7 protein-coding genes and 1 pseudogene are annotated in these 14,205 nt (G+C 52.9%); 5 read left to right on the plus strand and 3 right to left on the minus strand.

Annotated features, from left to right (window positions below; genetic code table 11):
- Positions 1–307: 307 nt before the first annotated feature.
- On the minus strand, positions 308–3,571 hold the full coding sequence (locus QZR17_RS02315; protein ID WP_297127160.1) for a S41 family peptidase: 3,264 nt from the start codon (positions 3,569–3,571) through the stop codon (positions 308–310).
- A 394-nt stretch (positions 3,572–3,965) separates the two neighbouring features.
- On the opposite strand from QZR17_RS02315, the pseudogene rhuM reads away from it, so the two are divergent.
- From rhuM to QZR17_RS02340, 5 genes and pseudogenes are all read left to right on the plus strand, one after another.
- Positions 3,966–4,142, plus strand: a pseudogene (gene rhuM, locus QZR17_RS02320) (RhuM family protein); the annotation flags it as partial.
- Positions 4,143–4,214: 72 nt separating this feature from the next.
- Positions 4,215–6,659: an N-6 DNA methylase gene (locus QZR17_RS02325; protein WP_297127163.1), complete on the plus strand. Its 2,445-nt coding sequence runs from the start codon at positions 4,215–4,217 to the stop codon at positions 6,657–6,659.
- Between the two features lie 4 nt (positions 6,660–6,663).
- Positions 6,664–7,929 carry a restriction endonuclease subunit S gene (locus QZR17_RS02330; protein WP_297127166.1) on the plus strand — a complete coding sequence of 422 codons (1,266 nt, stop codon included), beginning with the start codon at positions 6,664–6,666 and terminating at the stop codon, positions 7,927–7,929.
- Positions 7,926–11,150, plus strand: coding sequence for an HsdR family type I site-specific deoxyribonuclease (locus tag QZR17_RS02335; protein ID WP_297127169.1), 3,225 nt, complete (start codon positions 7,926–7,928; stop codon positions 11,148–11,150). Before QZR17_RS02330 ends, QZR17_RS02335 begins: the two co-directional genes overlap by 4 nt.
- A complete protein-coding gene (locus QZR17_RS02340; protein WP_297127172.1) occupies positions 11,140–11,853 on the plus strand; it encodes a SprT family zinc-dependent metalloprotease in 714 nt (237 codons plus the stop codon). The genes QZR17_RS02335 and QZR17_RS02340 overlap by 11 nt, the downstream gene beginning before the upstream one ends.
- Before the next feature lie 496 nt (positions 11,854–12,349).
- Here the strand turns inward: QZR17_RS02340 and mnmE are convergent, their stop codons facing one another.
- Both mnmE and QZR17_RS02350 read right to left on the minus strand, forming a co-directional pair.
- Positions 12,350–13,750, minus strand: coding sequence for a tRNA uridine-5-carboxymethylaminomethyl(34) synthesis GTPase MnmE (mnmE, locus tag QZR17_RS02345; RefSeq protein ID WP_297127175.1), 1,401 nt, complete (start codon positions 13,748–13,750; stop codon positions 12,350–12,352).
- 109 nt (positions 13,751–13,859) lie between these two features.
- Positions 13,860–14,135 (minus strand): type B 50S ribosomal protein L31, encoded by a 276-nt coding sequence (locus tag QZR17_RS02350; RefSeq protein ID WP_070465111.1) that lies wholly within the window; start codon positions 14,133–14,135, stop codon positions 13,860–13,862.
- Between the last annotated feature and the right edge of the window lie 70 nt (positions 14,136–14,205).

Here is a 14,205-nt window from a genome sequence, read left to right on the forward strand (position 1 = left end):
TAATCCAATGACCGGTATACAGTCCTAGTAATATTCAATCAACTGTGTACTTTTTCCAGGAATCGCATACCGATAAAAGAATTCTCTAATACCGATATTAGATTTCACTAATACCGATATTAGTGATCTCTAATATCGGTATTAGTGTTGCCCGAGAAAGCTCGACTACCTTCCCTGCCACCCCTCAGAGCCATACAAGAGCCCCCACACCGCATTTTTTTAACTATGAGTACACTCCTCAGTATACGACAGAAGCCCTGCCGGAGGGGTCTCCGACAGGGCTTCCTGAGGTATGTGGGGTGTGAGGTTACTTCATCTCGGAGCGAAGTACCTCGACGGCGCGCTTGAGCTGGGTGTCACGACCCTGCAGTGCCTCGGTGAAGTCCATGGGCTGCTTGACATCCGGCTCTACCTGATGGTTCTCGAGGTAGTAGCCCTCCTTCGTCATATAGCCAATGGCGGGTACGCCGAAGTAGATGGCGGGGTTCTGGAGGGTGATCCAATTGACGCTCGACATCGTCCCCGGTACCGGCATGCCGACGATCTTACCGATCTTCATCGTCTGGTAGACCCAGGGAGTGCCGTGGGCATTGGAGTAGTCGGCCTCGCAGGTGACCATGACACTCGGCTTGGTCCAGCGACGCGAGGGCATGGGGCAGTAGTCGCGACCCTTCGTCATCTGCTCCAGATACTTCGTCCCGGTAAAGAGTACCTCGATGTCCTCGTGGAGGCGACCACCGCCATTGTTGCGGATGTCGATCACGATACCGTCGCAATTGTAGTACTTACCGAGCGCATCAGAGTAGACCTTGCGGAAGCTCTCATCGTCCATCGATGGGATGTGGACGTACCCGAGCTTGCCCTGGGAGAGCTTCTTCACCTCATCGGCACGCTGAGCCACCCACCGCTTGTAGAGCAGGTCGCTGAGCTTGCCGGAGGAGATGGGCTTGATCGTCTCCTCCCAGCGTGCACCGCTCTCCGGGCAGTAGAGGGAGATGAGGGTCTCGCGACCGATCTTGCCACTCAGGAGGGGGAAGAAGTCGGTCTTGGCACCGATCTCCTCACCGTCGATGGCGGTGATGTAGTCACCGGCCTCGACCTTGGAGCGGAAGGTGTCGAAGGGACCACCGATGACCACCTCGTCGATCTTGAGTCCCTTGTCGGAGGGCGTCCAGTCGAGGAAGAGTCCCAGCTCGGCCGTAGAGGGTCCGCTGACAGGACCTCTGTAGCCGCTGCCGGTGTGGGAGACATTCAGCTCGCCGAGGAGCTCGGAGAGCATCTCGGAGAAGTCCTGATCATTGGTGATGTAGGGCAGGAACTTCTCGTAGTGGTCGGTCAGCTTGGGCCAGTTGGCGCCATTGATATTGGTGATGTCCTCGTAGAAGATCCGCTCGCCCTCCTCGCGACGGACGTAGTCATACTCATACCGACGCTCATCGGCGGGACGGAGCTTCATGCGTGCGTCGAAGGCGACGGACTCTATCTTCTCGCCCGGGAGGGACATCTTCTTCATATCCCTTGAGCCGATCATGAAGATCTTGTCGCCCTTGCGGTCGGGCATAATTTTGTAGTAGGGGCCATCAAGCTTCTTGAGCAGCTCTACGTCGCCCTTGCGTAGATCCTTCTTCCAGAGGTCGTATCCACCCTCAAAGGCAGACATATAGTATAGTGTCTCTCCGTCAGAGGTGATGAAGGCGTCGCCAAGCTCTGAGGAGACGGGCGTGAGGCGCAGGATGCGGTGGTCGATATTCTCGAGTTCGACACGGATATCCTTCGTGCTGTCATCCTTCTTATCGGCTTTCTTGTCGTCCTTCTTAGCCTGCTCTTTCTCCTGCTCCTTAGCCTTCTTCTCCGCCTCGGAGAGGAGCTTGTACTCCTCCTCGTCGAGGACGAACTTGTCGTAGCTCTCGCGATTGAGGAAGACGATCATCACGTCATTCATCGAGCCCCAGGAGGCGTGGTTGCGCATACCGTACTGCTCGGAGGTGTAGATGATCGCATTGCCGTCCATCACGAAGCGGGGACTCATGGCGAAGTAGCCGGACTGGGTGAGGTTGTGGATCACAGGCTTAGCCTCGGTCGCACTGACGAGGGCGACGTCGTAGTAGGGGTTGTGTCCATTGTCGACGATGCTCATGGCGATCCACTTGCTGTCGGGCGACCAGGTGAAGTCGATCTGACCGTCGCGCTCCACCTGATGCCGTCCGTCGGTGATCTCGCGCTCCTTCTTCGTCTCGGTATTGTAGATCACGAGGCGGCTGCGGTCTTTGAGATAGGCGAGATCCTTGCCATTGGGGGCAAATTGGGGGCAGGTCTTCTCCGACTTGTCACCGGGGATGAAGAGTTTCTCATCGATCAGCGTGCTGTGGGGGAAGTCCGGGTCGTCACTCCGCTTGATCGTGGCGACGTAGAGGTCACTCTTGCCATTGCGCTCGCTCGCATAGACGATCGTGCGGTCGTCGCCAAAGGTGACACTACTCTCGGCGGCGGGGGTATTGGTGATGCGCTTCGTGGTGGTGTAGTCGGCTGAGGTGACGAAGACCTCACCGCGGATAACGAAGGCGACCTGCTTGCCGTCAGGCGAGATGGAGGCGGAGGTGATGCCTGAGCGAAGTGCAATCTCCTGCTCGGGCTCCTCGACGTAGTCGCTGAGGATGCTCACCTGTACGCGCTGTGGCTGACCACCTGCTCTCATCGTGTAGATCTCGCCGTCATACCCGTAGCAGAGGGTGCCGTCGGCGGCAGAGGAGAGGAAGCGTACCGGGTGGTCGGTGTAGGAGGTGAGCTGCTTGACATTCTGTCCGTCAACGCTGGCAGAGAAGACGTTGAAGCAGCTCTTCTCACCACGCTCGCTGAGGAAGTAGAGCGTCCGGCCGTCTGGCGAGAGGACCGGATTGCGATCCTCACCCTTCCAGGTGACGATGGGCGTATACTTCCGGGACTTGAAGTCGTACCGGATCAGATCTCTCGTGACGGAGGAGGTGTGGTGCTTGCGCCACTCATTCTCCATTCCCTTATGATCCTCATAGATCAGACCGGATCCATCGGGGAGGAGTACACCGGCGGAGAGCGGGGTGGGCATCACCAGCTCTGTCCGTCCCCCCTCGGCAGGGATGCGGTAGAGCTCGTTGTAGTACCGGGCGGGGAAGAGCGCACTGGAGGCGGGGTCCTGGATGTGGGCAGCGTAGAGGATATACTTGCCGTCCCGTGACCAGGAGATAGGCGTCTCGGAGGTGCTGTGCGTTGTGACACGCTTCGCTTGACCGCCACGGGCATCCATCACATAGATGTCCTCTCGGCCATCGGTGCGGGTGCTGACGAAAGCGAGCTTGGAGCCGTCGGGGCTCCACATGGGTCTGTAGTCATATCCCTCTGATGTGGTGAGGCGCCGTGCCGTGCCACCCTGCGTGGCGACGCTGAAGAGGTCCCCCTGGTAGGAGAAAGCGATCTCCTTGCCATCGGGCGAGATGGCGGGATAGCGCATCCAGAGAGGTCTCTGCTCCTGAGCGGAGAGCATAGTCGCTGCTGTGAGGGCAACGCTTACCGTCAGGATGATCTTCCTAAGATTCATTTTGATTATAGTTAAGTGGTTTGATGAATGTAGCATCGGGTGTTAGCTCCGTCTCCCCCTCTGTCTTTCGCAAAATTAGTCAATTTATGGCAATGTCCGGCGACTGATGGGATAGAACACATCAGGAGTGATGCATTTGAGCAGTAGGGTAATCATAGGTGTGCCATCCGTGTGGCACCCGAAGGGTGCTCGCTCCATAGGCATCGGTCACCGCTTCGCGGATGACCGATGTGCCGATACCCGCCCCTATTCCCTCGACCCCTTGCGGGTCGCCGAGCCCCCCCTTCTACGACCCAACAGGCAGAGTTTTTTTGCCACCTCTATCCCCGACATCAACACGCACACATCTAACATCCTGAAGGATTGTTAGTTACAAGAGAATTCAGTTGTCAAAGATTACTTGACAACTGTCTCCGATGGCAAGAATTATCAGACAACTTTCTATGCCCTTGATATGGTATTAGCCATAGGATTCCGAGTGCGGAGCGAGAGCGGCACGCAATTTAGGCGATGGGCAAATCACAACTGCATCTTACAGTCCTCCTTTCGCAACACGCTGTTTTTTGTGTAGGAGAACGGCTGTATTGGTAAGTTTGTAGGTGGGGAGGCAGCTACTGAATACCCAACGGGAAAAGAGATAACTATGGCGGTAAAGAAGTCTGCAATATATAGCGCGCTGTGGAAGAGCTGTGACGAATTGAGGGGGAGTATGGATGCATCGCAATACAAGGACTATGTATTGGTGATGCTCTTCTGGAAATACATTAGCGATAAGCAGAAAAGTGATCCCTACGCCATAAAGGTACCCAAGGGATGTAGCTTTGATGACATCGCTAAGCTTAAGAATCAAGTAGGTATCGGTGATCAGCTCAATAAGAAGCTCGAGGAGATCGCCAAGGTGTACCACCTCGGGATCGGCTTCTTCAGCAATGCGGACTTTAATAATGAGGATAAGCTGGGTAAGGGGAAGGACCTCGTAGACACCGTGAGCAATCTGATCGGGATCTTTCAGAAGCCCGAGCTTGACTTCAGTAGCAATCGTGCAGCAGATGACGACCTGATTGGCGATGCATACGAGTATCTGATGCGTAACTTTGCCACACAGAGTGGTAAGTCCAAGGGACAGTTTTACACCCCGGCAGAGGCGAGCCGTCTCGCAGCTAAGCTCCTCAATATTGAGGCGGACTCTAGGCGACTCATCACCATTTACGATATGGCGGCGGGCAGCGGATCCCTACTCCTGAGAGCCGCTGATGAGTCGCGAGCAGGCATGACGGCACTCTACGGGCAGGAAAAAGACCTCTCCACGCTCAATATGGCCAAGATGAACATGATCATCCACGGCATGGATAATTACGACCTGAGGCTGGGAGATACGCTCAATGCACCACACCACCTTGAGGACAGTAATACCAGAGACGGTTTTGACTACTGTGTCGCCAATCCTCCATTCTCGGTCAAGGGGTGGCAAAAGTCGGCACAGGACGATGACCTCTTCGGTCGATGGAGCAAAAATGATGAGAAAATAGGATTGCCTCCTAATGGCAATGGTGACTATGCCTTCCTGCTACACCTGATCCGCTCCACAGCGCCCAATGGCAAGGCTGCTTGCTTCCTCCCTCACGGCGTGCTCTTCAGAGGTGGAGAGGAGGCCAAGATTCGTCAAAACATCATCAACAACCACTACATATCAGGCATCATCGGACTGCCTCCCAATATCTTCTATGGCACCGGGATCTCTGCCTGCATCATCGTCATCGACAAGTCGATGACTAAGGAGTCTAAGGGTATCTATATGGTAGATGCCAAGGATGGCTTTCGGAAGGACGGGGCCAAGAATCGACTTCGGGAAGAGGATATCCGCAGGATCATTGATGTGTGGCGTGCCAAAGAGGATGTACCACACTTCTCACGTATGGTGAGCTATGAGGAGATAGCCGATCAAGAGTACAACCTCAATATCACGCGCTACATCACTCCTCGAGAGCGCGATGTGCCACATGACCTTTACGCTCACCTGCATGGCGGCATCCCGGAGGCTGACCTTGCCGTGCTGGAGCGGCTGTGGGAAGTGTGCCCCACACTGTACGACAGATTGCTTCAGCCTGCAGCCGTGAAGGGCTATGTAGAGCCCACGCCATTGGCAAGCGAGGACATAGAGAGGGCCATCACTACGGACAGCTCCTACAAGTCTCAGGAGGCTCGCTACGCGACTGCCTTTGACGAGTGGAAAGACGTGCTCGAGAAGTTAATGACGGAGATAAAGCAAGGGTGTATGCCCGGGCAGATCATCTCACAGCTTAGCGACATGATCCTTGAGACTTTCCAAGCACACCCTACGCTTGTGGATCCCTATGAGGTATACGAAGCGCTGATGGAATACTGGGCGGAGACGATGCAGGATGATCTCTACCTGATTAGTCGTGATGGCTGGAGAGTCTCGGCAGAGGTGCCACTTGGCAAGAATAACACCCCCCGTAAGACCTATACCTACGACCAGCTGGAGTGCGATCTATTGCCTACCTCTGTGGTGGCAAGAGTGTTTTTCCCGCAATTACTGGAGAAGATAGAGGAGGCAGAGCGACAGACAGGAGAGAAAGAGGAGGAGATATCCCAATTGATTGCTGAGGATGAAGAGCTATTTGCCCGCGCACTCAATGACAAAGATCAGGTGGTAGAGAAAAACGTCCGTGCACTCTATAAGGAGGAATCAAAGAAGGGGATGGAGAAGGAGCAGACCCCGGAGGAGCTGAGGGCGTGGAAACGATATATTGCACTGGCTGACAAGAAGAAAAAGTATAATGATGCTCTAAAGGCGACGATAAAAGAACTAACCCGGGAGATAGAGTCTCTCTACCCTAAGCTCTCAGAGTCACAAGTGCGGGATACGGTGCTATACCACAAGTGGTTGGCTGAGATCAGGGAAAGACTGGACTCTCTGATGGACTCAAGCCTCCAAAGTGCTATCGCAAAGCTGCATGAGCTAACTGATCGATACAAGACTACCCTGCCCGAGCTGGAGAAAGTTGTGGAGGAGTCTCAGCAGGCTATGCTTAATGACTTACGTAAACTGGGTTTTGACATCTAAGGCTATGGCACGAAAAGAGACTAACTTTAAGCAGACCGACATAGGGCTTATACCACACGACTGGGAGATAGCAACGATTGGTGACGGATTTAAGTTTATTACTAATAATACTTTGTCTCGAGGTCAATTAACAAATAAGGGATCTGTCTTAAATGTTCATTATGGTGATGTGCATGTTAGATTCTCCGAAGTGCTGAATCTTGAAAAATCAACATTGCCTTTCATTAATACGGGCATAAGACGTAATGCGAAGCCATATCTAATCGATGGTGATATAGTCATGGCAGATACTGCCGAGGACGAAACAGTTGGAAAGTCTTGTGAGATTCAAAATATTGGGGAATGGAAAGTGGAGGCAGGTCTCCACACCTTTGCCTTGAGACCAACGCAGAAATATGCGCCTAAGTTTCTGGGATATTTTATTAATTCCAAATCATTCCATAGTCAGTTATTACCCCTTATACAAGGAACCAAGGTATATTCAGTCACAAAAGGCGACCTCAAAGGAACTGCTGTGCTAAAACCTCCAATTGAGGAGCAAAAGCGGATAGCGGAAGTTCTAAGCCATTTTGATGAGCATATTGATAACCTCGTCGCTCTATTGGAGAAGAAGAAGCAGGTCAAGGCCGCCACTATGCACGCCCTTCTATCAGGCTCTACCCGCCTCCCCGGCTTCACCGCCCCTTGGCAAGAAAGGTCATTGTCCGAGCTGTTTTCATTTGTCAGAGGTAATGGTCTGTCAAAGTCAGCCGTGGGTGACAAGGGGGAGTATCCTTGTATCCTATATGGACAATTGTTTACAACATATAAAGAGAATATTCAGTTAGTAGTCTCGTATACTGATCTAGAAGAAGGGGTCCTTTCTAAGAAAGGAGATGTGCTAATGCCTGCATCTACGACAACATCTGGTGAAGATCTAGCAACTGCCTCAGCACTGCAATATGACGGAGTAAGACTTGGAGGCGACATAATAGTTTTACGCCCTAAACAAGTGATGGATAGCTTATTTATGGCATATATTATAAGACTATTAAAGGATGAAATAACCGCTTTGGCTCAAGGTATTACAATTGTTCATATAAGTGGAAAACGTATGCTAAATTTGGATGTTATGATACCAACATCAGTAGAAGAACAATCAGCGATAGCGGATATTTTGAGCAATATGGATCAAGGGATTGAGGCACTGGAAGAGCAGATAGAAAAGTATCGGCAGATGAAAGAAGGAGCCATAGAGGAGTTATTAACGGGTAAGGTGCGTCTAATATGAAGAGAATCATTGACCCGGAGCGAGTATCTCAGGAGCAGGTGAAGCAGATCACTGCTTGGTATCTACCGGAGGTGAAGTATATCGGAGACCTCGGTGGGGTGGAGAATGGAAATATCCGCGAGGAGGTGCTGAAGCAGTGGATTGTATCTCATCAGGAGAAGAGCCAAGAGACTGCTGAGCGAGCCATCAAAGAGCTGAAAAAAGAGGCTTGCGGCTGTGATCGATGGGAAAACCTGAAGGATGCCGGTGAGGCGGTCTATAATTTGCTCCGATATGGGATCTCGGTGTATGGCGGAGCAGGTAAGCAGAGTGAGCGGGTGGAGTACATTGACTGGAGGCACCCGAAGAATAATATCTACGAGCTGGCGGAGGAGGTGACCGTACGCTGCAGTGGTGGGAGCAGCTCCACACGCCGACCCGACATAGTGCTGTATGTCAATGGCATTGCACTCGTGGTGCTGGAACTGAAGCGCTCGTCTGTCTCTGTGAGGGAGGGCATCCGACAGAGCTATCGCAATCAGCAAACGGGCGAGATACCACAATTCTTCACGACAGTTCAGCTGGTGCTGGCCGGCAACAGCAGTGAGGGACTCTACTATGGCACGACAGCCACGGAAGAGAAGTACTTCCTCAGGTGGAAGGAGATGACAGGAGAGAGCAAAGATCTCAAGGGAATATTCCCTATGTATGGGGAGGTGGAGGATGACTTGCTCCGCGGGTGGCTGCAGATGGTGACACCGTGGAGACTCCTGGAGCTGATCCATGATCTAATCATCTATGATGGTGGTATCAAGAAGATATGCAGACCCAACCAATACTTTGCCATCAAGGCAGCCCAGCAACGTATATACAGAGGAGGCGAGAGTGGCATTATATGGCACTCTCAAGGCTCGGGCAAGAGCCTACTGATGGTCTGGCTGGCTCGGTGGATAAGAGAGAATATTGGCGACAGCCGTGTGGTCATCATTACCGACCGCGATGAGCTCGACAAGCAGATTACCCAAGGGCTACGAAAGAGTGGTCAGATACCGGAGAACTACCAGACGAGCGACTACCAAGCAACCAGTGGCAACGATCTCCTCCGGAAGCTCAATAGTCCTACTCCATGGATTATCACGACGCTGATCCATAAGTTTGTCCCCTCCGTAGTGCGAGACGATGAGGCTAAGAGCGAGTGGGAAAGGAAGATCAAGCGGTCGCCTGAGATGTGGATGGAAGAGGTGAGCGACAACATTGAACAGCTCTTTGGCGGGGACTTTCGCCCCAGGGGAAACCTCTATGTCTTTGTGGATGAGTGCCACCGTACCCAGGGGGGTATCTTACACAAGGCGATGCGTAAGATCATGGGCGACGATGTGATGCTGATAGGCTTTACCGGTACGCCGCTCTTGTCGGTTGAGGAGAAGAGACGGATCAGCAGTCAGGAGACATTTGGCAGGTATATCCATACGTACCGCTTTGATGAGGCTGTAGAGGATGGTGTCGTGCTGGACCTGAGGTACGAGGCTCGTGATGTGCCACAGCGGCTTGGCGACGAGGTGAAGATGGAGCTGGAATTTGAGAGAAAGACCAAGGGGCTTAATCCATCGGCAAAAGAGAGGCTAAAGAAGCGGTGGGCCAACCTGAAAGGCATCTATAGTTGCGAGGAGCGAATCAAAAGGATCGTAGGAGATATCCTCTTTGACATGGGCACTAAGCCCGCTCTGGAAAAGGGGTATGGCAATGCGATGCTGGTGTGTGACAGTATCTACGAGTGCTTTAAGTACTGGACGGTCTTTGAGCAAAAGGGATATGGTCAGAAGTGTGCTGTCGTCACGAGCTACGAACCAATAGCAGGGCTAAGTAATAGCTTTACCGGGGAGAGGAAGACGGAGGAGCAATTTAAGTACGACACTTGCTTGAGGATGTTGGGTGGAAGACAGCCGGCGGACTTTGAAGAGCTTGTGAAGAAAAGGTTTATCGAGGAGCCTGGGGAGATGAAACTCTTGATCGTCTGCGATAAGCTGCTAACAGGATTTGATGCTCCCAGCGCCACCTATCTCTATATGGATAGGAAGCTGGTGGACCATAATCTCTTCCAGGCAATATGCCGTGTCAATAGAGTGGATGGGGAGTGGAAGAGCTACGGCTTTATCATTGACTACAAGAAGCTTTTTGACTTCATCAATCAAGCCATCGAGGACTATACGAATGGTGAGAGCACGGAAGGTGGATTTGAAAAGAGTGAGATTGCTACGCTGATGAAGGGGCGGCTGGAGCAGGGCAAGAAAGAGCTGGATGAAGCGCTGAAAGCTGAGCAGATGCTCCTGCAGGGGATTTCGCCCACAGGCAAGCAGGAGGAGTATTTTGCTTACTTCTGCTATGAGCCGGATGCCGATGAGGAAGAGAGGCAGGCCCAAGTGATAGAGTTTGGGACGAGGCGTGACACTTTCTATGACATGACCCATCGTTTAATACGTAGATACACCGACCTGGCAACTGTGATGGAGGATGCCGGATATAGCGAAGTCGAGAGTAAATCCATCCATCAGGAGGTACAGGACTATTACAACCTCCTGAAGGCGGTGCAACTTCGCAGCAGCGACTATGTGGATATGGCAAGGTATGATGCAGAGATGCGCTATCTACTGGATCAGTATATCGATGCTGACCGAAGTGAGGTGCTGGAGGAGATGAACGACTTCTCTTTCCTTGACTTGATTGTCAAGAAGGAGGGGGATTACACAGTGGATGAAAAGAACGAAAAGGCACTTGGTGGTCAGGAGGGTGTTGCGGAAACTCTGGTAGCCAACAGCCGTAGGGTAATCAATCGCAAGCGGGAGCAAAACCCCGCTGAGTATGCGCGTCTCTCTGATCAGCTCAAGCGATTGCTCAAGGAGATGAGGGAGGGAATACTGGAGTATAAGGATTTTCTGAAGCAGATAGTGGAGATCAACGAGGCTCTAAGGCATGGTGAGGAGTCCATTGATCCTCGGATAAATAGTGACCTGAAGAAGGCTCTTTATGATAATCTTGAGAATAATGTGGATCTGGCACTGAAGGTATATGAGACAGCTGTAAGGTATGCCGCACCGGGATTTGAGGACAATCCTAACTTTAGTAGAACACTGATGCAGAAGCTTGATGATACGCTACATGGAGATAAGAAACAATCGGTCAAAGCTTACGGAATCATTGCAGCCCACCCGGAGGAAATCAAGAAAAAGCAAGATGATCATTGATGGCGTAGAGATAGAGGTGACGAGGAAGGAGATCAAGAACCTTCACCTCTCTGTATATCCTCCTGATGGGAGGGTGCATGTCTCTGCACCCAGCTATCTGGATGAAAAGGACATACATACCTTTGTCATCTCTAAATGGGAGTGGGTATGCAGACAGAGGGAGGAGATCGCCACGCAGGCACGGCAAGACAAGCGGGAGTATAAGAGTAGTGAGAGCCACTATCTACTGGGGGAGAGGTATCGCCTGAGGATAAAGGAGATGCCCAATACAGTACACTTCGTGGAGCGAAGAGGAGAGTGGCTGGTGATGCGTGTGCAGCCGCTGACGACAAAGCGGAATAGAGAGCTATTGCTACAAGAGTACTATCGTGACGTACTTAAAGCCTTACTGGATGAGATGGTGCCTCGATTGGCTAAGCAGTTTGGCGAGGAGGGGTTAACCTGGGAGGTCCGACTAATGAAGCGTAAGTGGGGGAGCTGCATCACTAAGAGGCGTCACTTGATACTCAATCTGGAGCTGGCTCGAGTACCTGTCCCCTGCATTGAATATGTAGTAATCCATGAGCTGTGCCACCTCACAGTGTCTAATCATAATAAACTTTTTATCCGGCTGCTAACAGAGCGATTGCCTATGTGGCAGGAGCGCCGCACAGAGCTCAACGCCTTTATCGCCCTTCCGATGGATGGATGGACGAGATACTAAGTGACGTATTTTCCAAGAGTAAGAGCAAAGCATAGAGGAAGGGGGCATCGACCATTTTGAGTGAACCTGCTATTCGCATTGATTGATACTCTACACAAATGACCGACAGGGGGTGACACACTTGAGGAGTGCAGTAGCCATCTATCTCATCGTGTAGAGTGGGGAACTAAGCACCCCTTGCTAGGGCGTAGGGAGGGGGGATTTTTGCTCGGCGACCCGCAAGGGGTCGAGGCAGTTGAGGCGGGTCTCGGCACATCGGTCACCGCTTCGCGGATGACCGATACCTATGGAGCGAGCACCCTTCGGGTGCCTCACGGATAAGCCGATCTTGATATATGATTACCCTAATGCTCAAATGCGTAACCCCTGAAATGACCGATGATAGTATAGGCGTAGAAGCGACTGAAATCAGTGACGGACGAGCGTTTGGGCAAAACAAAAGGCACTCTATCTGAGAGTGCCTTAGTGATGATTTCCGAGGGATGGGCAGTAGTCCCTACTTGCCGATGCAGAAGTGGGAGAAGATGGAGTCAAGGAGGTCCTCTGTGACGACATCCCCGATCACCTCGCCCATCGCAGCCGTGGCATCCCGCAGGTCCTGAGCCAGCAGCACAGTGGGCTGATCGGCCCTTAGCCCCTCCTCCACTCGCGCCAGTCCATCAGCTGCACGGCGGAGCGCCATCGCCTGGCGGAGGTTGCTGACCACCACCTCACCCTCTGCGACAACGAGGTTGGCAAAGTGGCGGTGGAGGAGGTCGGTCACCTTCTTCGCCTCTCCGGGGTCCCTGCCGATGATGTCGATCACCTCTTGGATGCCCAGCGAAGAGAGGTGGTCCGACATCCGATGGCGCTCCTCAGCCGTGGTCTCATCGGACTTATTGAGCAGCGCCACCACCTCGGGCGCCTCTGGGGGAAGCCTTCTCCACACCTCACTCACCGCCTCGGTCGTCTCCCGCGGATCGATCATCCAGAGGACGAGCAGTGCAGAGCCGACCTCGCGGATCGTCCGACCGATACCGAGGCTCTCCACCGGGTCATCCGTCTCACGCAGTCCGGCGGTATCTATGAGGCGAAACTCTTGTCCGTCAATAAACAAGTGTCCCTCGATGGTGTCACGGGTGGTTCCCTCCACGTCGGAGACAATAGCACGGTCCTCGCCAAGCAGGTTATTGAGCAGGGTAGACTTGCCGACATTAGGGCTGCCCACGATAGCGATCGGGATGCCGCGCTTGACCGCCTCCCCCTTCCGGTAGCTCTCCGAGAGGGCGAGCACCTCCGCCCGCAGTAATTCGCAGCTCTGCAGCAGTTCCGGGCGGGAGACAAAGTCGACATCCTCCTCAGAGAAGTCCAGCTCCAGCTCCAGCAGGGAAGCCATCCGGATCAGCCCGTCACGCAGCTCTGCGACACGGGTGCCAAAGCGCCCGGTCATCTGGGTGAGCGACATCCTGAGGGCAGATCGATTGGTCGCCAAGATGACATCTTTGACCGCCTCGGCGCCACCAAGCGTCAGCTTCCCGGCTAGTACCGCCCTGCGGGTAAACTCGCCCCGCTCTGCCACCCTCGCCCCGACAGCACAGAGCTGCTCGATCACCAGCGAGAGGATCAGCGGCGAGCCGTGCAAAGTCAGCTCCACAATCTCCTCACCGGTATAGGAGTGAGGCGCACGATAGACGAGCGCCATCCCGTCATCGATCATCTCACCCGTCGTATGGTCGACAAGATGACCATAGACCATTTGGTAACCCTCCGTCTGAGCGAGTGATACAGCGTCCCTGTGCTTAGGGACGAAGATCCTGTCCACCAGCGAGAGGGCAGAGGGGCCGGACACCTTGATCATCCCGACTGCGGAGACTCCGGCAGGCGTGGTGACGGCACAGATGGTATCGTGGATAGGCATATTTTTATAGGGTGCAAAAAAGCGCTGACAAAGGCTTGCGGCCTCCGTCAGCGCTTATGGTGTCTTGCTTTAGAAAAAAAGCGTGCGATGAGCTACATCGCAAGAGGTCTTACTTATCAGCCTGATCCTCCTTCTTGGCGGCACGCTTACCATAACGATTGAGGAACTTGTCCACACGACCTGCCGTGTCGACGAGCTTAGCCTTACCGGTATAGAAGGGGTGCGAGCTGCTGGAGATCTCGACTTTGACCAGAGGATAGGTCACACCCTCTACATCGATCGTCTCCTTCGTATCGACAGTAGAGCGAGTAATGAACATATCGCCATTAGACATATCCTTAAATACTACCTCACGATAGTTGTCCGGATGAATACCCTGTTTCATTGCTATATCGTCTTAAGTAAATGTTATCGCACTAATTATGACTTGCGACCGCAAATGTACTACAATTTTC

The organism is uncultured Porphyromonas sp. (assembly GCF_900541275.1).
In the GTDB taxonomy this organism is placed as follows: Bacteria; Bacteroidota; Bacteroidia; order Bacteroidales; family Porphyromonadaceae; genus Porphyromonas_A.

Coding starts and splice junctions, on each gene's coding strand:
- QZR17_RS02350 (WP_070465111.1), bottom strand. CDS start 14,135: ATGAAACAGGGTATTCATCCGGACAACTATCGTGAGGTAGTATTTAAG.
- QZR17_RS02340 (WP_297127172.1), top strand. CDS start 11,140: ATGATCATTGATGGCGTAGAGATAGAGGTGACGAGGAAGGAGATCAAG.
- mnmE (WP_297127175.1), bottom strand. CDS start 13,750: ATGCCTATCCACGATACCATCTGTGCCGTCACCACGCCTGCCGGAGTC.
- QZR17_RS02330 (WP_297127166.1), top strand. CDS start 6,664: ATGGCACGAAAAGAGACTAACTTTAAGCAGACCGACATAGGGCTTATA.
- QZR17_RS02315 (WP_297127160.1), bottom strand. CDS start 3,571: ATGAATCTTAGGAAGATCATCCTGACGGTAAGCGTTGCCCTCACAGCA.
- QZR17_RS02335 (WP_297127169.1), top strand. CDS start 7,926: ATGAAGAGAATCATTGACCCGGAGCGAGTATCTCAGGAGCAGGTGAAG.
- QZR17_RS02325 (WP_297127163.1), top strand. CDS start 4,215: ATGGCGGTAAAGAAGTCTGCAATATATAGCGCGCTGTGGAAGAGCTGT.